Below are 17,934 nucleotides of genomic sequence, written 5' to 3'. Positions count from 1 at the left end.
CCTTGCTCAAGCGCGAATCTGGCGGGGCAGGGTGCTAGTGAGTACACACCAGGCTTTAGCAATTCTGTGTTGGGAAATCTATTTTGGTAAAGGCAACTGCAACTGAACAAAACGATAAGCTCAAACGCGCCGTTATTGTTTCGGTCGTTCTGCATATCATATTGATAGCCTTGTTGATCTGGAGTTCTTTCGACAAGGACACCAACATGAGCGGCGGCGGTGGCGGCAGTGATATTTCGGCAGTAATGGTCGATTCCGGTGCCGTGGTCGATCAATACAATCGTGAGCAGCAGCAACAGGCTGATGCAAATAGCGCGCAGCAATCGCATCAGAAAAAATCTGAGCAGCAGGCTGAAGAGGCCAAAGAGGCAGCTGAACAGGCTAAGCAGGAAAAAGCTGAACAAGCCAAAGAAGCTGCCGAATCAGCCAGGCAAGCCGCTCAGCAGCAGAAGGCCGAGCAGGCGAAAGAGGCAGCTCAAGCCGCGCAGGAACAAAAACAGGCTGCTGCCGAGCAGGCAAAGCAAGCCGCCGAGCAACAGAAGCAGGCTGCTGCCGAACAGGCCAAAGAAGCTGCCGAAGATGCTAAACAGGCTGCCGCGGATGCCAAAGCCGCAGCCGTGAAAGAACAGCAAAAGCAGGCTGCAGATGCAGCCGCGAAAGCCAAGGCTGAAGCAGATAAAGTCGCCAAGGCGCAGGCCGATGCGCAGAAGAAAGCCGAAGCTGAAGCCAGGAAGCAGGCTGAGGCAGATACTGCCGCCGCCGCTGCTGCAGCGAAAAAACAGGCTCAGGCAGAAGCTAAGAAAGAAGCCGCAGCAGAAGCCAAAAAAGCGGCTGCTGAAGAGGCGAAACAGGCAGCTGCCGATGCTAAAGCCGCAGAGGCGAAAGAAGCCGCTGCAGCCAAAGCTACCGCAGCGAAAGAGGCTGCCGAGGCTAAAGCTACCGAGGCAAAAGAAGCCAAGGCCGCAGCAGCCAAAGAGGCCGCCGCCGAGAAAGCAGCAGCAGCCAAATCAGCCGCGGATGCCAAGAAAAAGGCGGCCGCTGCTGCAGCGAAACAGTCAGAAGATGTTAACGACCTGTTTGGTGGGTTAGCGTCTTCTAAAAATGCCCCTAAAGGCGGTGGTGGCGCACCTGCTGGCGTGGGTAAAAATAAATCGGCCGGTGCTTCTGGAGCAGATCTTGCCAACTATGGCAGTAAAATTCAGGCAGCAATCCAGCAACGTTTCTATGATTATCAGTCATACATTGGCAAGACCTGTAAACTCAAGGTCAAGATGGCGTCTAACGGCACGCTGCTAGATATCCAGTCCGAGGGCGGCGATCCGGCCCTGTGTCAGGCGGCTATTGCTGCAGCGCGTCAGGCGAAATTCCCGCCTCCGCCTTCGCAGGCCGTGTATGAAGCATTTAAGGACGCAGGATTAGACTTTAAGCCTCGTTAAGAGACTTAAGTCACGGCGTTGTGAGTCGGCAGTCGAAAATATTTATCTTTAAGATATTTACGATGGCTTATCTGGTGTTTGTGTAGTTTTGTGTGTATTGGTTTGTTAAAATTCTGCTAGTTTATCGCGGAAAGAATAAGCCGGTCAGACTTCATGGCTCGCAGGCTTCAGGGCAGTTTAAAACAGTGGAAACCGCGCATTCCCCGACATGGAAACGGGGAGTTTATGCGCGGGCTTCTGCTGTTTGTTATGGAGCCCTGCGAGGCGTAAGATTTCTTTCGGGCTCTATGTCCAGATAAGGGAGATACAATGAAACAGGCAATTCGAGTAGCGTTCGGCCTATTAATGATGTGGGCAACGGTATCTCAGGCGGAAGTTCGCATCGAGATAACCCAGGGTGTAGATACCGCTCGTCCTATCGCGGTAGTACCTTTTAAATGGGCTGGCCCAGGTACTCCTCCGCAGGATATCGGTAGCATTGTTGGTGCCGACCTGCGTAACAGCGGCAAATTCAATCCTATCGACAATGCACGTATGCCACAGCAGCCGACTACCGCAGCGGAAGTTACCCCTGCTGCCTGGAGCGCGTTGGGTATTAACGACGTTGTGGTGGGTCAAATTCAGCCTGGTGGCGACGGCAGCTATGTCGTTTCTTATCAGTTGGTAGATACTTCTGGTAGCAGCCCGACTGTATTGGCTCAGAACCAGTACAAAATTACCAAAGAATGGCTGCGTTACGCGGCTCATACTGCAAGTGACGAAGTCTTCCAGAAACTGACCGGCGTCAAAGGGGCTTTCCGCACCCGTATCGCTTATATCGTGCAGACCAACGGTGGAAAATTCCCGTATGAACTGCGCGTCGCGGATTATGACGGCTACAATCAGTTTGTCGTGCATCGTTCGCCAGAGCCTTTGATGTCTCCGGCCTGGTCTCCGGACGGCAGCAAACTGGCTTATGTCACCTTCGAGAGCGGACGTTCTGCTCTGGTCGTTCAGACGTTGGCCAACGGCGCTATCCGTCAGATCGCTGACTTCCCGCGTCACAACGGAGCACCAGCGTTTTCGCCAGATGGTACCAAACTGGCAATGGCCCTGTCTAAATCAGGTAGCCTCAACTTATATGTAATGAATTTAGCTTCTGGCCAACTAAGCCAGGTTACTGATGGACGTAGCAACAGCACTGAACCTGCATGGTATCCGGACAGCCAAAATCTGGCGTTTACCTCGGATCAGGGCGGTCGTCCACAGTTGTATAAAGTAAATATTAATGGCGGTGCGCCACAACGTCTGACGTGGGAAGGTTCTCAGAACCAAGACTCAGATGTTAGCTCCGATGGAAAATTCCTTGTAATGGTTAGCTCCAACAACGGTAGCCAACACATCGCCAAACAAGATCTGGAAACGGGAGCCGTTCAAGTATTAACGGACACGTTCCTGGATGAAACGCCTAGTATCGCGCCGAACGGCACCATGATTATCTACAGCTCCTCACAGGGACTGGGCAAGGTGTTACAGTTGGTCTCGACTGATGGGCGTTTCAAAGCGCGTCTTCCGGCTACCGATGGACAGGTCTCATTTCCTGCCTGGTCGCCGTACCTGTGATGCATGTTTAGATATGTATGGCAAATTATAAAAAAGGATCAACGAGATGCAACTTAACAAAGTGCTGAAAGGCCTGCTGCTGGCAGTACCTGTAATGGCAATCGCGGCGTGTTCTTCACACAAAACCGCAGACAATGGCCAAGCTGGATACGGCGCTGGTGCTAACGGTGCTAGCACTGAAAATGGCAACATGTCTTCAGAAGAACAAGCTCGTCTGCAGATGCAAGAACTGCAGAAAAACAACATCGTTTACTTCGGTCTGGACAAGTACGATGTTTCTTCTGACTACGCTCAGATGCTGGATGCACACGCAGCTTTCCTGCGTAGCAACCCGTCTTACAAAGTGACTGTTGAAGGTAACGCCGACGAACGTGGCACGCCTGAATACAACATCGCTCTGGGTGAGCGTCGTGCTACTGCAGTTAAAATGTACCTGCAAGGCAAAGGCGTTTCTGCTGATCAAATCTCTATCGTTTCTTACGGTAAAGAAAAACCAGCTGTACTGGGTCATGACGAAGCGGCTTACGCTAAAAACCGTCGTGCCGTACTGGTATACTAAGAGAATCGCATGAGCAGTAACTTCAAACATCACCTGTTGAGTTTGTCGTTACTGGTTGGCGTAGCGGCCCCCTGGGCCGCTACTGCCTCGGCGCCAATCAGTAATGTCGGCTCAGGCTCGATAGAAGATCGAGTCACCACCCTTGAGCGTATTTCTAACGGTCAAGGCCAGCTATTAACTCAACTGCAGCAGCAAGTTTCTGATAATCAGAACGATATTGCCAATCTTCGTGGTCAAATACAGGATAACCAGTATCAGCTGAAGCAAGTCACCGACCGTCAAAATCAAATCCTGCAACAGATTGCTGCGATGCAAAGCTCTGGTGGCGCTCCTGCGGCCTCAGCTGGTGCTGCAGCCGGTGCAGCAGCTTCTGATGGCGGTTCAGCTCAAGCGCCTGCCAGCAGCGCGCCAGCGGCCACCGGTAACCCTGACACCGACTACAATGCTGCCGTGTCGTTAGTGCTGGATAAGAAACAGCCAGATCAGGCTATTAGTGCCTTCCAGGCTTTCATCAAGCAATACCCGGATTCTACTTACCAGCCTAATGCCAATTATTGGCTTGGCCAGTTGTATTACAACAAGGGTAAGAAAGATGATGCCGCGTACTATTTCGCGGTTGTGGTTAAAAACTATCCGAAGTCACCGAAAAGTCCAGATGCGATGTACAAGGTCGGGATCATCATGCAGGAAAAAGGCCAGAGCGATCGTGCTAAAGCCGTGTTCCAGCAAGTGGTTAAACAATACCCGAACAGTGAATCTGCAAAACAGGCTCAAAAACGTTTGGCTTCAAAATAAGTCTTCATTCAGGCCCGAAAAGTAACCATATCGGCTGTTTTTCGGGCTCGAATGTATGAAGAACAAGCAGTCAGTCAGTTATCTCGAAATTAGAGTTGCGCTGTCGAGATAAATCAGTAATATATGCCGCCGTTGCCCAGACAAACTGAAACAAGTTAATCAGGCAAGCAAATTAAGCAGATTAGTGGGTCGTTAGCTCAGTTGGTAGAGCAGTTGACTTTTAATCAATTGGTCGCAGGTTCGAATCCCGCACGACCCACCACTGTTTAATAAGAAGTAAAAGTGTTAAGTCGTAAGGGCTGAGAACCTGCAGTAGGTTCGAGCCGAGCGGAGCGAGACGACAACGCGCTAGCGTTGCCCGAAGGGTGAGGCCATAGGCCGAATCAATCCCGCACGACCCACCACTGTTTAATTAGAAGTAAAGTGTTAAGTCGTAAGGGCTGAGAACCTGCAGTAGGTTCGAGCCGAGCGGAGCGAGACGACAACGCGTTAGCGTTGCCCGAAGGGTGAGGCCATAGGCCGAATCAATCCCGCACGACCCACCACTGTTTAATAAGAAGTAAAAGTGTTAAGTCGTAAGGGCTGAGAACCTGCAGTAGGTTCGAGCCGAGCGGAGCGAGACGACAACGCGCTAGCGTTGCCCGAAGGGTGAGGCCATAGGCCGAATCAATCCCGCACGACCCACCACTGTTTAATTAGAAGTAAAGTGTTAAGTCGTAAGGGCTGAGAACCTGCAGTAGGTTCGAGCCGAGCGGAGCGAGACGACAACGCGTTAGCGTTGCCCGAAGGGTGAGGCCATAGGCCGAATCAATCCCGCACGACCCACCACTGTTTAATAAGAAGTAAAAGTGTTAAGTCGTAAAGTTAGCAAGCAGTTAAACAGTGGGCCGTTAGCTCAGTTGGTAGAGCAGTTGACTTTTAATCAATTGGTCGCAGGTTCGAATCCCGCACGGCCCACCACTGTTTAGTAAGAAGTAAATTTTTAATCCGTAAGGGTTGAGAACCTGCAGCAGGTTCGAGCCGAGCGAAGCGAGACGACAACGCGCCAGCGTTGCCCGAAGGGCGAGTCCAAAGGACGAGTCAATCCCGCACGGCCCACCACTGTTTAGTAAGAAGTAAATTTTTAATCCGTAAGGGTTGAGAACATTGTAGTAAGAAGTAAGTCAGTTAGAAGAGGGCCGTTAGCTCAGTTGGTAGAGCAGTTGACTTTTAATCAATTGGTCGCAGGTTCGAATCCCGCACGGCCCACCACTTCTAAGAAAAAAGCGCCTACGAGGCGTTTTTTGCGTTTTAGAGCCTGTGAAATTATTCAACTACTCCGAGCGTGCAGATCCCGCGAAGAGTGTGGGTGAGAAGCTGCGCACAGGTTCGAGCCGAGCGAAGCGAGACGACAACGCACAAGCGTTGCCCGAAGGGCGAGTCCAAAGGACGAGTCAATCCCGCACGGCCCACCACTTCTAAGAAAAAAGCGCCTACGAGGCGTTTTTTGCGTTTTAGAGCCTGTGAAATTATTCAACTACTTCGAGCGTGCAGATCCCGCGAAGAGTGTGGGTGAGAAGCTGCGCACAGGTTCGAGCCGAGCGAAGCGAGACGACAACGCACAAGCGTTGCCCGAAGGGCGAGTCCAAAGGACGAGTCAATCCCGCACGGCCCACCACTTCTAAGAAAAAAGCGCCTACGAGGCGTTTTTTGCGTTTTAGAGCCTGTGAAATTATTCAACTACTTCGAGCGTGCAGATCCCGCGAAGAGTGTGGGTGAGAAGCTGCGCACAGGTTCGAGCCGAGCGAAGCGAGACGACAACGCACAAGCGTTGCCCGAAGGGCGAGTCCAAAGGACGAGTCAATCCCGCACGGCCCACCACTTCTAAGAAAAAAGCGCCTACGAGGCGTTTTTTGCGTTTTAGAAACGCAGAAATTGTTAAGGTCAATTGCATCTTAAATCAACAGCATACGCTGCGCTTACTGGGCATCGGCCCAGACCGACACAAGAGGAATTCAAGGCCATTCCCCTTGTGAATCCCCGGCCTTGTTATCTTGATACGATCGAGGCAGAAGTATGAGTTCGTTTCAGTTACCACTGCGCATGACGTAGGTCGCGCCGCTTCGCGGTTTCTTCACTGCGGATTCGAAACAAAATCGTTTCTCATCACTTCGTTCAGCGCCGTCCTGATACCGCCAATATGAGCATCAAACCAAAAGCGGCAACCTTGAGGTCAAATCCACGATCCTTCAAACTTCAAACTTCAAACTTCAAACTTCAAACTTCAAACTTCAAACTTCAAACTTCAAACTTCAAACTTCAAACTTCAAACTTCAAACTTCAATATCCGTCATTCCATTTGTTAAAATTTAAGCGGCTTAAACGAAACCCGTATTACGCACAAAATTACAGCGACATTTTACTGTTATCAGAGTATTTTGTTTAGCATACAAAACAAATGAGCCTCACAAAGGCTTGAACTGATGATTTGCCGGATGATTGACGGCTGAATGAGATGATGAGCAATGAGTGAGACATTGGACCTGAACGCGGCGGTTTACCCTTTTCCTCCTAAGCCCGCTTCGCTAAACGACGATGAGAAAGTCTTCTATAAAGAGAAAATTAAAAGACTGCTTAAAGAACGCGATGCGGTGATGGTTGCTCATTACTATACCGATCCTGAAATCCAGGCACTGGCGGAAGAAACGGGCGGCTGCGTCGCCGACTCTCTCGAGATGGCACGTTTCGGCAGCCAGCATCAGGCTTCAACCTTGCTGGTTGCAGGAGTGCGTTTTATGGGCGAGACCTCTAAGATTTTGAGCCCTGAAAAAACCGTGCTCATGCCGACACTGAACGCCGAGTGTTCGCTGGATTTAGGCTGTCCCGAACAGGCCTTCTCTGATTTTTGCGATGCCCATCCCGATCGCACCGTGGTGGTTTACGCCAACACTTCGGCAGCGGTTAAGGCGCGTGCCGACTGGGTGGTCACGTCAAGCATTGCCGTAGAGTTGATTGAACATCTTGATAGTTTGGGTGAAAAAATCATTTGGGCGCCTGATCGCCATCTCGGAAATTATGTTCGCAAGCAGACCGGGGCAGATATCCTCTGCTGGCAAGGTGCCTGTATCGTTCATGACGAGTTCAAGACCCAGGCGCTGACCCGTATGAAAGCTTTATACCCTGAAGCTGCCGTGTTGGTTCACCCTGAGTCTCCTCAGGCGATCGTCGATTTGGCTGATGCTGTGGGTTCTACCAGCCAGCTGATTCAGGCGGCAAAAACCTTGCCTAACAAGAAGCTGATTGTCGCCACCGATCGCGGTATTTTTTACAAGATGCAGCAGGCTTGCCCGGACAAAGAACTGTTCGCCGCGCCGACTGCGGGTGAGGGGGCAAGTTGTCGTACCTGCGCGCACTGCCCGTGGATGGCGATGAACGGCCTCAAGGCGATAGCTGAAGGGTTAGAGCAGGGCGGAAGCCAGCACGCGATAGAGGTCGACGAGGCGCTGCGTGTGAAGTCTTTGATACCGCTGAATCGTATGCTGGACTTTGCTGCCAGCCTGAAACTTCGCGTTCAGGGTAATGCCTGAGATTTTTGCTTCAGAAAATGGGCCTGTTGCCAGGTGCAGCAGGCCGCCAAAACAATCAGTGATTAATTATCCCCGCCACTGACGATAGGCACGCTGCAAATCTACTCCCACTCGATGAGCAGAACCTCGCAGGGTGCGTTTACTGTCAATCAGCGTGACATTTCCTGCACAAGATAAGGTGTGTAAACCATCCGTGAAGGGAGCTGCGCTGGCAGGAGCTTGCAATAACGCCCCTAAAGACAGCTCGGGCGCGGGTAAACTGGCTAACGGCATCTCCAGCAGACGCAAGGCACCGCCATAAGTTTGGCTGCAATCCTGCGTGGGTAACACCAGCGTGCCATCCTGTACAAAGGGCGTTCCTCCCATTCGAGCACCACTTTTATCCTGCCGCAGCGGCTGCTCCGTGACATTTTCCCATGGGCCAAACAGATGATTGGCGCGCGCCAGCATCAGCGTGCGGGTCCGTGCTTCTTTTGGCGACGGTGGGGTATAAAACATCCACCAGCTACTCTCGGCAAAAAATGGCGAGGCATCAATCGCGGCACAGGGAAATGAAAACTCAGGCACTTTTTCCCACTGCCATGGAAAATCAATAGCACGATATAGCGATAGCTGGCCGGATTTGTAGGCTTCGGGCAGCATCCAAGTCTCGCCATCAGCCTCAAAAACCACGGGATAGGAAAGATGCCATTGCTCTGAAAGCACCGTGCGCTGTTCAATCACCTTCAAATTGGCATCCAGCACGAAAACAGCAATGTCCCCTCGCCGGGTGCGATAGTCATAAAATTCAGCAAAAATATAGAGATAGCCATTACGCCAGAGACCAAAAGGATCGGCTAAAAAGCATAGCGAGCGATCGGCTTCAATCCATTTAATGGCAAACGCATCCAGCTTTCCCGCGCCGGCAACGTGCTGAATGGGAGCCTGAATAATGCCAATACGCCATAAATCAGTAAGCAACATATCCATTGATTAATGAGTCTATTTAGTTGAAGTTTGGTAATGCAGCTTGTCGCCAAGGCTGGCGGTAATATTGGCAGTAATGCTGGCAGCAGCCTGAGTGTAAAGCTCACGGCTAAACCTGTTCAGCACGTATTGGCGTGCCTGTTGACCATATTGCCGTAGCGCAGCCGGCTGGGCAAAAATGCGCTCTAGCACGTCAATAAACGCGGCGGTCAAATCACCCTCTAGAATAAAGCCCGTTTGTCCTTCTAAAACGGCCTCGCGCAGCTCACCAACCGGCGTAGCAATAACGGGTAGCGCAGCGTTCATCGCTTCATGAGCGGCAATGCACATCCCTTCATATCTAGAGGTTTGCACATAAACATGCAATCCGGCGAGAAAGCATTCTACTTCACCAGAAAACCCGGGCAGTGACACGACTTCCTGCAAGTCATGCTGCTCAATTTTAGCCTGTAAAGCCTCGCGCTCAGGGCCGTCCCCAAGAATAGTCAAACGAATATGCGAAGCAAGCTGAGGATGTTTATTTAAAAATGCCGCTAATGCGTCAATTAAAAGTGCATAGTTTTTCACTTCATGAAGGCGGCCGACGCTGCCCAACTGCAAGACTGACTGGCCATCCCAGGGATTAGCCTGCGGTGCCTGGGGATTGCTGCAGAAGAATGGCCACGGCATGATCTGTTGAGCAGGAATGTGCATTTCGTCACGCAAGAATCGAACAACGGTTTGAGAGTCGCCAATCCACAGGCGTGACATTTTCCGCAGCCAATAGGTATGGAAACGCACGCTGGCGCTGTGTTTAAAGCTCACGACAGGGATGTTCAGAATACGACCGGCTAATTGGCCGATAACGGTTCCCCAGCTTAAAGATGTCCAAATGACGTCTGGGCGATCCAAGAAAATTGTTGCTAGATAGCTGCCGAGAATAATCGGCAAACTACGCCGCCGCTTCGCCAGCAGGCGATAGGTCAGCCCGGCTTCTGTAAGCCGCACCGCGGCCCCCAGATCGCGAGGTTCACAAGCGATAATAGAAACCTGATGTCCAAGTTTCTCAAGCGTTTGGACAATATCCGGGATAGCAAACTCAGCGCCTCCGGTTTCAAGGCTGGTGACGAGATAATGTATTTTCATTATTTACGCTTACCCAATTTGCAGATATTTACAGGGGCCTAACCCGTTAAAAAATCGTCATTACGTTTTGTGAAAATTACTTTGACGATTTGCACAAAACAGTGATTCAGAAAGGCAGGTATTGGCTTTTTGTCAGTGATTTTTGAAGTGTAAACACGGATTGATACACGATTTATAAACCGTATTGATGAGGGGATGTTTTCAAACAACTGGTTGAGCTGGCGTTGATATTGGTCTTGGAAAGGCCGCGGTAAGGGGGATGTCGACGATGCTTGTTGCAGGATTGAGATTGCAATAAACCCGCGTTTTATAAAACAGCTTTAAACGCGGGTCAGCAGGATTAAAGATCAGTGACGATGCCCGTGATCGCCTGCGTGGTCGTGATCCTCATGATCATCAGTAGAGCCATGACTGTGTGCATGATTGTGTCCGTGATGCCCGGAAGCTGCCGCGGTGGCAGCCTCGTCGCTGAGCGTGCAGTCATACATTTCACAAGCACCGAACTCCATCTGAATCGTCGAATGCCCGATTTTGTATTTTTCAGAAAGATGATGCTGGATCCGAGCGAGCAAGCCGTCGTGATCGTGCGGCGGAACCACCTGCGCGTGCAGAGTCATCAAACGCTGCTCGCCAATCTGCCAGACGTGGACGTGATGCACGTTGCGCACTTCGGGGATCACTAGCGACAGGTCTTTACGCAGTTTATCAATATCAATTTCCTGGGGGGTGCCTTCCAGCAGTTCGTGGAAACTCTCGCGCAGCAGTGCCCAGGCATTGCGCAGAACCAGGCACGAAACCAGCACCGATAAAATCGGATCGATCGGTGTCCAGCCAGTATTCATGATGATCAGTGCCGCAACGACTGCGCCAATTGATCCTAAAAGGTCGCCCATAACGTGTAATGCGGCGGCTCGCACATTGATGTTCTCTTTTTCTTCCCCCTGATGTAGCAGCCAGAAAGACAGCAGATTGGCAAAAAGACCCGCAATCGCGATAGCCAGCATGGGGCCACCCAGCACCGGCTCCGGCGTAGCAAAGCGGCGAATCGCCTCCCACAGTATCAGTACGACAATCAGCAGCAGCGCTGCGGCGTTAACGAAGGCCGCCATGGTGGTCAGGCGCAAGTAACCAAAGGTCAGGCGTGAATTGGGTTTACGGCGCGCAAAACGCACCGCCATCAGCGCCATCAGCAGGGCTGCGGCATCGGTCAGCATGTGACCAGCATCGGCGAGCAGCGCCAGCGACCCCGAAATCAGGCCACCAAAGACTTCCGCCACCATAAAGACTACGGTAACCAGGAAGGCCAGCAGCAAACGGCGGCTGTTCCTGTCCTCAGGTAAAAGAGACCGAACTGACATTATTATTCCCTATATTTTCTAAGTATTGATAAAACGCTGGACAGCATCGGCGTCTAAGTCTGCGCACTTTTCCGTAAAATTTCTAACTGTTGCAGCAAGGTCTGCAACAGATTGATTACCTTATTATAGGCCTGCTGGTGTTTCTTGCCGTGTTGACAGGCCTCGATTAACCGCTGGCACAGCGCAGCCTGATGCTCGTCGCCGATAATAAGCAGGCTGCCCTTGATTCTGTGCGCCGCCTTTGCCATCGACGGCCAATCTTCTGCAGCCGCCGCCTCGAGCAGCTTTTGCCGATCCTCGCCAAGCGTCTGATAGAGCGTATCGATTAGGCGTTTAACCAGCGAAGGATTGCCATTGCCTCGCTCGTGTAATTTATCCTCGAAGGCCGCCAGTTCGGCCTGACGAGCGTTTAACACCGATGTCAGAATAGCCTGAATGGCCGCTAACGATACCGGCTTGGTGAGGAAATCGTTGACCCCAAGCTGCTGAATCGGCAGGCGCGTGAATTCTTGTACATCAGCCGAGCACAGCACGATATGACAGGGAGAACGTCCGTGCTGTCTCTCTTGTCGGCGAATTAATCGACCGAGCAACGCGCCATCAGGGCGTGGCATATTGTAATCGATAAACAGCAAGTCAAATGTCTGTGTTGCGCAGGCAAGCAGGAAAATTTTGCCGCTTTCAAAAGTGCTTGCCACTATGCCGCAAGATAATAGCTGGCGCTGCATTAACAGTAAATTGGTCGGGTGATCGTCGATTACTGCTACCCGCAATGGATAAACCAAGTCATGGCTGGCCTGTTGCGCGCTGAAAGACACTTCAGGCTCCTTAAGGGCGTTCAGCGGCAGTGTAGAGCTCGGCAGGCTAATGTTTACCGACGTCCCCTCGCCGAGGATTGACGTCAGCCGGATTGTTCCCGACATTTTCTCGACAATCTCTTTGCAGACCGACAGCCCCAGGCCACTGCCCTGCACCGAGACACGCTGCGCTCCCGCCGCCCGATAAAATGGTTGAAACAGTTTTTCCTGTTCATCTGCTGCAATGCCGCTGCCTGTATCGCTGATGACAATCTGCAGTTCACCAGCCGTGGCTTCTACCGTCAACCAGCTCAGAGTGAGATCAATTCGACCCAACTCGGTGAATTTAATCGCATTGCTGACCAGATTATTGATGATTTGCATCAGTCGATTGCTGTCTATCAGCACTACCTCGGGCAACGGTTCTACCGTATGCAGAGTAAAGGCAATAGGTCGCTGGCCAATGAGCGGAATAAACAACTTCGGCAGCTGCAACAGCCAGGATCGCAACGCCAGCGGTTGCGGGGAAAGTGTCAAAACGCCGCTATCGAGCCGTGCATAGTCTTGTAAATCGTTAAGCAGATTCATCAGCGACGAAGCCGAGCTGTAAACCAGCGGCAGATTATCACCGTTTGGCCGCCCATCTTTCAGCTCCAGCTCTAAAAGTCCGAGGATGGCGTGCATGGGAGTTCGTAATTCATGGCTGATGGTCGCCAGAAAATGACTTTTAGACCGGTTGGCTTCCTCGGCCTGGCGTCGCGCAAGGTCCAGCCGCTGTCGCTCCTGTTTATCACGACGCTGCAGATAAAGGCGGCGAGAGAGAATAATCAATAGCACTACCACCACCGCCGCCAGCAGACTTAGCAGCCAGGTGGTTTGCGGCTGCATGCGGTTATCGTTTACCGCATCGATTACGTTACGCCGATCGCTAACCCATTGGTCGCGCAACGTTTGCAGGGTTTGCGACGGGATCTGTTGCAGATTTTTATCCAGAATACCCAACAGTAGCGGGGCGTTTTTCGGTACGCCGAAGGCAATCGGATAAGAAATATTGTTGGCGGCAAATGCCAGCTTGATCACCCCTGCATATCGCGACAGGGCAGTGAAGTTGGCGGTGACAATGTTATCAACCAATGCATCTATCTGGCCGTTGGCCAAAGCGTTATACAGCGAGGGGCTGTCATTAAATATTTGCACATTGAGTGAAGCGGGAATAATCGAAAGTGACAGATCGCCACGCAAGGCGCCGATACGTTTGCCGCTCAAACCCTGCCAGGTCGAGACATTCCCTGCCGATTGCGGAACGTACACTCCCCACAGTGAGCGATGATAGGCCATGCTGCTTTCATACTGCCGTTTGGCCTGTTCAAACAGCGGAAGTACGGCGCGAAAAGCCGCTTTGTGTTGATCGACTTCCTGATCCGCCTGCTGCTCATTGGCAGACCACACCGGGGAAAATCGCAGTCCGCTGTTCTGGGCAATAATATTCAGAATATCAACAACAAAGCCGTGCGGCTGTCCATCTGAACCGCGATAGACGAACGGGTAATCGTTTTCGGTCGCCGCGTAATGCACCAGCGGATTTTGCTTCACCCACTGTGCTTCCATGGGCGTTAGCGCGGCGTTGCCGGTGTCGAGATAGCTGGGGATTGGCTTATTCCAGCGGCCTTGTAGCTGATTCATAACCTCGACCGGTGTCGCGCTGATGGTCTGATTCAGCACATCCAATAGCTGCGCATTCTGGCTTGAAAAAATGAACGACAGGCTGCCGAAATTGAGCGTAGTTTCGACCTGATAAATTTGCCCGAGTTGGAGTTGGTCGATAATGAAGCTGGCGCTGGCTTCGTCGGCTATCAGATAATCACTTTTGCCGTTTAGCAGCGAGTAAATCGCCTGCAGGTTGCTGTCGAAAGACTGAATGCTGTGGGTGAGTTTGCTAATGCGATCATAGGCTTCCATGCCGGTCATTTTACTGATGGCAATTTCCGCGCTCTGCGAATTGACCATGACTTGACGAGCATTTTGCCGACTGCGAAGCACCCGTAACGGGCTAATGTAATAGGGCTTACTGGACCACACGCCCGGTGGCAACTGGTTTTGCGGCACGCCAAAAATAGCGTCTATCTGCCCCTGTTTAAGCGCCTCGAGCAGGGCTTCCGGGCTGGAATAACCACTGATGGCAAAATGGATGCCAGTAACCTGTTGCACGTAGCTGAGATAGTCAGCATTCAAGCCGTAATAATCGTTGGCAATCAGGATATTATACGGGCTGCTGTTATCACTGAGGATCCCCGCGCGCAGCGTTTTTCCTCGCCAGGGATTTTGCACGCCATTTAGCAACATATCGGTCGGTAAGGTCAACGTGCTGACCAAATGGTAATTGGTGACAGACGCGGCATAACTGGCGGGCATTAGCAGACATCCTACCAGCAATATCAGCAGCTTCAGGCTTTTCATGGCTTCTGCAATTCTTTGTAGACTGCAGCCAGCTCGAAGAGGTTATTGGCTCCGGTCTTGCGCAAGATATTCTTTTTGTGGGTGCTGACGGTTTTGTTGCTGATATTCAACATGTTGGCAATTTGCAGATTAGAATGGCCCTGCGCCAGCAAACCAATGATCTGCAACTCTTTTGGTGTCAAAGAACCACTGGCGTCGTCGTTATCCGTTTCCGCATCTTGATCAAGCCAGGCTGGAAACACTGTCTCTCCTCGACTTAGCGCCTCAAGAGCTTCTACCAATATGCTCATCGACTGGCCTTTATTAATAAAGCCGCTCGCGCCACCGGCAAAAGCCAGTCTGGCATAAACCTCTTCTTCCTGGGCGGTATAAATCAGCACTGACTGAGCTGGATAGTGGCGCAGGATTCGTTTGAGCAGCTGCAAACCGTCAACCTGCGGCAGGCCGATATCGAGCACCACCAACTGATATTGACAGCTGGCCAGATTGGCCATCGCAGCCTGGTCGTCCTCGACACTGTGCAGTTGCCAGTCACGGCCGGAACGTTGTAGTGCGGCCTCAATGGCAACTTCTACTAAAGGATGGTCATCGACTAAAAGTAACCTTGGCATGCGGCACTCTGCAAAGATAAAAACGGGAAGCCGAAGCCTCCCGTCAGGATAGAACCAGATAATGCCATAAACCTGCTAAGCTGCAGCCTGTTTACCGGTAATTATTTGCCTGAAAAAAGGCTTATTTGCCGGTGTCAGCAGACTGTTTGGTGCCCGGAGTTTGATTAGGGCAGCGACCGTCTTTACACATGGTAATCTTGTGGTCTTTGTTTTTGCTGGTTTTATGGTGCATCGTGGTCGTTTTTTTATGTGGCGACTGCTGAGCGACATTGGTATTCGAGGTATTAATTTTACCGTTATCAACGCCGTTTGGTGCCAGTTTCTGAATCGAACCTGGGCTGTCAGACGCATTGGCGTTACCATTGTTGTTGGAACCAGAGCCATCTTCGGCGTAAGCACCGGCGCTCAGTGCCAAACCTGCGGTCAGAAGTATTATTGCGAGCTTTTTCATTTGCTATCTCCTTATAAGTTTGAGCTTCAACCATCAATTCTTGTAAATGCTTATCAATATAAAAGCTTAGTCGATGATTAAGGGTAAGCAATGAGATTAATGCCGATTAATGGCGGAAAGTCGATTTACAGCTGTACACATTGCCGCTAGATTGGTCGCGATTAGAAAAACAGAACCGCACTTTTTTGAAATACCCAATGGAACAGTTATGAATTATCAAAACGACGATTTACGTATCAAAGAAATTAAGGAACTTTTGCCGCCGGTTGCTCTGCTGGAAAAATTCCCCGCAACGGATAAAGCCGCTAAAACGGTTTCCCAGGCGCGCAATGCTATCCATAAGATATTGAAGGGTAATGACGATCGTTTACTGGTAGTCATTGGACCCTGTTCCATTCATGACCCGAAAGCGGCAAAAGAGTACGCTACGCGTCTGCTGACCCTGCGCGAAGAACTGCGCGGAGAGTTAGAAATTGTGATGCGTGTTTACTTTGAAAAACCGCGTACCACCGTGGGATGGAAAGGTCTGATTAATGACCCGCAAATGAACAATAGTTTCCAGATTAACGACGGTTTAAGAATCGCGCGTAAATTACTGCTGGATATTAATGACACCGGATTACCTGCCGCCGGAGAGTTCCTGGATATGATCACTCCTCAGTATCTGGCGGATCTGATGAGCTGGGGCGCTATCGGCGCGAGAACGACCGAATCACAGGTTCACCGCGAGTTGGCTTCCGGGCTTTCTTGCCCTGTGGGCTTCAAGAACGGCACCGATGGCACGATTAAAGTGGCGATCGACGCGATCAACGCCGCCGGTGCGCCGCACTGCTTCTTGTCTGTGACCAAATGGGGCCATTCTGCCATCGTCAATACTGCCGGTAACAGCGACTGCCATATCATTCTGCGCGGCGGAAAAAAGCCAAACTACAGCGCCGAAGATGTTAAAGAAGTGAAAGAAGGCCTTAAAAAAGGCGGCCTGCCAGCCTCGATTATGATCGACTTTAGCCACGCTAACAGCAGCAAGCAGTTCAAAAAGCAGATGGAAGTTTGTGAAGATGTTTGCGGTCAGATTGCTCAGGGCGAGCAGGCAATCATGGGCGTGATGGTTGAAAGTAATCTGATTGAAGGCAATCAGAGTCTGGATACCGGTGCACCGCTGGTTTATGGCCAAAGCGTGACCGACGCCTGCATCGGCTGGCAAGACACTGAAACTCTGCTGCGTAATCTGGCGAACTCTGTAAAACAGCGTCGCGGATAATTCTTTCGCAATGCCGGTAATGTTATACCGGCAAATTACAGCCAATAAAAAAGAACGCCGAGGCGTTCTTTTTTTCGCATTCAGTTCAGCACTGAATTACTTGGCTTTACCCTGATTGGCAACCGCAGCAGCTTTTGCAGCGATTTCGTCAGCATTACCCAAATAGTAGCGTTTGATTGGTTTGAAGTTCTCGTCGAATTCATAAACCAGCGGCACGCCAGTAGGAATATTCAGCTCAAGAATTTCATCTTCGCTGAGGTTATCCAGATATTTTACCAGCGCACGCAGGGAGTTACCGTGTGCAGCAACGATAACGCGTTCGCCGCTTTCCAGACGTGGCTTGATAACGTCAGTCCAGTAAGGAATAACGCGTTCGATGGTCAGAGCCAGGCTCTCGGTGGTTGGCAGCTCTTCTGGACGCAGTTTTGCATAACGCGGGTCATGACCGGGGAAACGCTCGTCGGTTTTTTCCAACTCTGGCGGAGTAACGCGGAAGCCGCGACGCCATTGTTTAACCTGCTCGTCGCCGTATTTCGCAGCGGTTTCAGCTTTGTCGAGACCCTGCAACGCACCGTAATGACGTTCGTTCAGTTTCCAGGATTTTTCAACCGGCAGCCATGGCTGATCCAGTTCATCCAGCACGCTCCAGAGAGTGTGAATTGCACGTTTCAGTACAGACGTGTAAGCGAAATCAAACTGGAAGCCTTCTTCTTTCAGCAGTTGACCTGCCTGTTTTGCTTCAGTACGACCTTTATCCGAAAGATCAACATCATGCCAACCGGTAAAACGGTTCTCTTGGTTCCATTGACTTTCGCCGTGTCTTACAAGAACCAGCTTGGTTACAGCCATAGCTAAACTCCTCAATTTACTGAAATTCCAAATGACGACTGTGATCATTATATGGCCTGACCCCCCGCGTCGGCAATCAATAAACGAAACGCGCAGCCCGA

The 17,934-nt window shown here is 51.2% G+C and carries 13 protein-coding genes, 3 tRNA genes and 8 other RNA genes; 17 read left to right on the top strand and 7 right to left on the bottom strand.

The window, feature by feature from the left end:
- The first annotated feature begins 83 nt into the window (after positions 1-83).
- From tolA to nadA, 16 genes are all read left to right on the top strand, one after another.
- On the top strand, positions 84-1,436 hold the full coding sequence (tolA, locus tag AB3G37_RS18555; protein ID WP_369788746.1) for a cell envelope integrity protein TolA: 1,353 nt from the start codon (positions 84-86) through the stop codon (positions 1,434-1,436).
- A gap of 309 nt (positions 1,437-1,745) precedes the next feature.
- Positions 1,746-3,038, top strand: coding sequence for a Tol-Pal system beta propeller repeat protein TolB (gene tolB, locus AB3G37_RS18550; protein ID WP_009636827.1), 1,293 nt, complete (start codon positions 1,746-1,748; stop codon positions 3,036-3,038).
- Between the two features lie 46 nt (positions 3,039-3,084).
- Positions 3,085-3,597, top strand: a complete 513-nt coding sequence (gene pal / locus AB3G37_RS18545; RefSeq protein ID WP_009636826.1) for a peptidoglycan-associated lipoprotein Pal — start codon at positions 3,085-3,087, stop codon at positions 3,595-3,597.
- 9 nt (positions 3,598-3,606) lie between these two features.
- On the top strand, positions 3,607-4,392 hold the full coding sequence (gene cpoB, locus AB3G37_RS18540; RefSeq protein WP_009636825.1) for a cell division protein CpoB: 786 nt from the start codon (positions 3,607-3,609) through the stop codon (positions 4,390-4,392).
- Between the two features lie 186 nt (positions 4,393-4,578).
- A tRNA-Lys gene (locus AB3G37_RS18535) sits at positions 4,579-4,654 on the top strand.
- 16 nt (positions 4,655-4,670) lie between these two features.
- Positions 4,671-4,796: non-coding RNA, RtT sRNA (locus AB3G37_RS18530), on the top strand.
- 15 nt (positions 4,797-4,811) lie between these two features.
- A non-coding RNA gene (locus AB3G37_RS18525) (RtT sRNA) lies at positions 4,812-4,937 on the top strand.
- 16 nt (positions 4,938-4,953) lie between these two features.
- A non-coding RNA gene (locus AB3G37_RS18520) (RtT sRNA) lies at positions 4,954-5,079 on the top strand.
- 15 nt (positions 5,080-5,094) lie between these two features.
- Positions 5,095-5,220, top strand: a non-coding RNA gene (locus AB3G37_RS18515) — RtT sRNA.
- A 56-nt stretch (positions 5,221-5,276) separates the two neighbouring features.
- A tRNA-Lys gene (locus tag AB3G37_RS18510) sits at positions 5,277-5,352 on the top strand.
- Positions 5,353-5,367: 15 nt separating this feature from the next.
- A non-coding RNA gene (locus AB3G37_RS18505) (RtT sRNA) lies at positions 5,368-5,493 on the top strand.
- A gap of 74 nt (positions 5,494-5,567) precedes the next feature.
- Positions 5,568-5,643, top strand: a tRNA-Lys gene (locus AB3G37_RS18500).
- Positions 5,644-5,720: 77 nt separating this feature from the next.
- A non-coding RNA gene (locus tag AB3G37_RS18495) (RtT sRNA) lies at positions 5,721-5,846 on the top strand.
- Between the two features lie 77 nt (positions 5,847-5,923).
- Positions 5,924-6,049, top strand: a non-coding RNA gene (locus tag AB3G37_RS18490) — RtT sRNA.
- A 77-nt stretch (positions 6,050-6,126) separates the two neighbouring features.
- Positions 6,127-6,252, top strand: a non-coding RNA gene (locus tag AB3G37_RS18485) — RtT sRNA.
- Positions 6,253-6,896: 644 nt separating this feature from the next.
- A complete protein-coding gene (nadA, locus tag AB3G37_RS18480) occupies positions 6,897-7,958 on the top strand; it encodes a quinolinate synthase NadA (RefSeq protein ID WP_009638891.1) in 1,062 nt (353 codons plus the stop codon).
- Positions 7,959-8,024: 66 nt separating this feature from the next.
- Here nadA and AB3G37_RS18475 read toward each other — a convergent pair whose 3' ends face one another.
- The 6 genes from AB3G37_RS18475 to AB3G37_RS18450 all read right to left on the bottom strand — a co-directional run bounded on the left by AB3G37_RS18475 (position 8,025) and on the right by AB3G37_RS18450 (position 15,723).
- Complete coding sequence (locus tag AB3G37_RS18475; protein WP_369788745.1) at positions 8,025-8,927, bottom strand: hypothetical protein; 903 nt, start codon at positions 8,925-8,927, stop codon at positions 8,025-8,027.
- 12 nt (positions 8,928-8,939) lie between these two features.
- Positions 8,940-10,049 carry a glycosyltransferase family 4 protein gene (locus AB3G37_RS18470; RefSeq protein ID WP_369788744.1) on the bottom strand — a complete coding sequence of 370 codons (1,110 nt, stop codon included), beginning with the start codon at positions 10,047-10,049 and terminating at the stop codon, positions 8,940-8,942.
- 347 nt (positions 10,050-10,396) lie between these two features.
- Positions 10,397-11,407: a CDF family zinc transporter ZitB gene (gene zitB / locus AB3G37_RS18465; protein WP_369788743.1), complete on the bottom strand. Its 1,011-nt coding sequence runs from the start codon at positions 11,405-11,407 to the stop codon at positions 10,397-10,399.
- 53 nt (positions 11,408-11,460) lie between these two features.
- Positions 11,461-14,661, bottom strand: a complete 3,201-nt coding sequence (locus AB3G37_RS18460; RefSeq protein WP_369788742.1) for a transporter substrate-binding domain-containing protein — start codon at positions 14,659-14,661, stop codon at positions 11,461-11,463.
- Positions 14,658-15,272 (bottom strand): response regulator transcription factor, encoded by a 615-nt coding sequence (locus AB3G37_RS18455; protein ID WP_009638887.1) that lies wholly within the window; start codon positions 15,270-15,272, stop codon positions 14,658-14,660. The genes AB3G37_RS18460 and AB3G37_RS18455 overlap by 4 nt, the downstream gene beginning before the upstream one ends.
- Before the next feature lie 121 nt (positions 15,273-15,393).
- Positions 15,394-15,723, bottom strand: coding sequence for a protein YbgS (locus AB3G37_RS18450; protein ID WP_369788741.1), 330 nt, complete (start codon positions 15,721-15,723; stop codon positions 15,394-15,396).
- A 208-nt stretch (positions 15,724-15,931) separates the two neighbouring features.
- Between AB3G37_RS18450 and aroG the strand changes: the two genes are divergently transcribed.
- On the top strand, positions 15,932-16,984 hold the full coding sequence (gene aroG, locus AB3G37_RS18445; RefSeq protein ID WP_009638885.1) for a 3-deoxy-7-phosphoheptulonate synthase AroG: 1,053 nt from the start codon (positions 15,932-15,934) through the stop codon (positions 16,982-16,984).
- Positions 16,985-17,080: 96 nt separating this feature from the next.
- Here the strand turns inward: aroG and gpmA are convergent, their stop codons facing one another.
- Positions 17,081-17,833: a 2,3-diphosphoglycerate-dependent phosphoglycerate mutase gene (gpmA, locus tag AB3G37_RS18440; RefSeq protein ID WP_009638884.1), complete on the bottom strand. Its 753-nt coding sequence runs from the start codon at positions 17,831-17,833 to the stop codon at positions 17,081-17,083.
- Positions 17,834-17,934: the final 101 nt, after the last annotated feature.

Origin of the sequence: Rouxiella sp. WC2420 (assembly GCF_041200025.1) — a bacterium.
In the GTDB taxonomy this organism is placed as follows: Bacteria; Pseudomonadota; Gammaproteobacteria; order Enterobacterales; family Enterobacteriaceae; genus Rouxiella.
Note: the sequence above shows the minus strand (reverse complement) of the source record. Positions and strands in the feature narration are given on the sequence as shown.

What these genes read in the sequence shown, in the direction of transcription:
- AB3G37_RS18460 (WP_369788742.1), bottom strand. Translation starts at nt 14,661, where the DNA reads ATGAAAAGCCTGAAGCTGCTGATATTGCTGGTAGGATGTCTGCTAATG.
- pal (WP_009636826.1), top strand. Translation starts at nt 3,085, where the DNA reads ATGCAACTTAACAAAGTGCTGAAAGGCCTGCTGCTGGCAGTACCTGTA.
- gpmA (WP_009638884.1), bottom strand. Translation starts at nt 17,833, where the DNA reads ATGGCTGTAACCAAGCTGGTTCTTGTAAGACACGGCGAAAGTCAATGG.
- zitB (WP_369788743.1), bottom strand. Translation starts at nt 11,407, where the DNA reads ATGTCAGTTCGGTCTCTTTTACCTGAGGACAGGAACAGCCGCCGTTTG.
- AB3G37_RS18475 (WP_369788745.1), bottom strand. Translation starts at nt 8,927, where the DNA reads ATGGATATGTTGCTTACTGATTTATGGCGTATTGGCATTATTCAGGCT.
- AB3G37_RS18455 (WP_009638887.1), bottom strand. Translation starts at nt 15,272, where the DNA reads ATGCCAAGGTTACTTTTAGTCGATGACCATCCTTTAGTAGAAGTTGCC.
- nadA (WP_009638891.1), top strand. Translation starts at nt 6,897, where the DNA reads ATGAGTGAGACATTGGACCTGAACGCGGCGGTTTACCCTTTTCCTCCT.
- AB3G37_RS18450 (WP_369788741.1), bottom strand. Translation starts at nt 15,723, where the DNA reads ATGAAAAAGCTCGCAATAATACTTCTGACCGCAGGTTTGGCACTGAGC.
- tolB (WP_009636827.1), top strand. Translation starts at nt 1,746, where the DNA reads ATGAAACAGGCAATTCGAGTAGCGTTCGGCCTATTAATGATGTGGGCA.
- aroG (WP_009638885.1), top strand. Translation starts at nt 15,932, where the DNA reads ATGAATTATCAAAACGACGATTTACGTATCAAAGAAATTAAGGAACTT.
- AB3G37_RS18470 (WP_369788744.1), bottom strand. Translation starts at nt 10,049, where the DNA reads ATGAAAATACATTATCTCGTCACCAGCCTTGAAACCGGAGGCGCTGAG.
- cpoB (WP_009636825.1), top strand. Translation starts at nt 3,607, where the DNA reads ATGAGCAGTAACTTCAAACATCACCTGTTGAGTTTGTCGTTACTGGTT.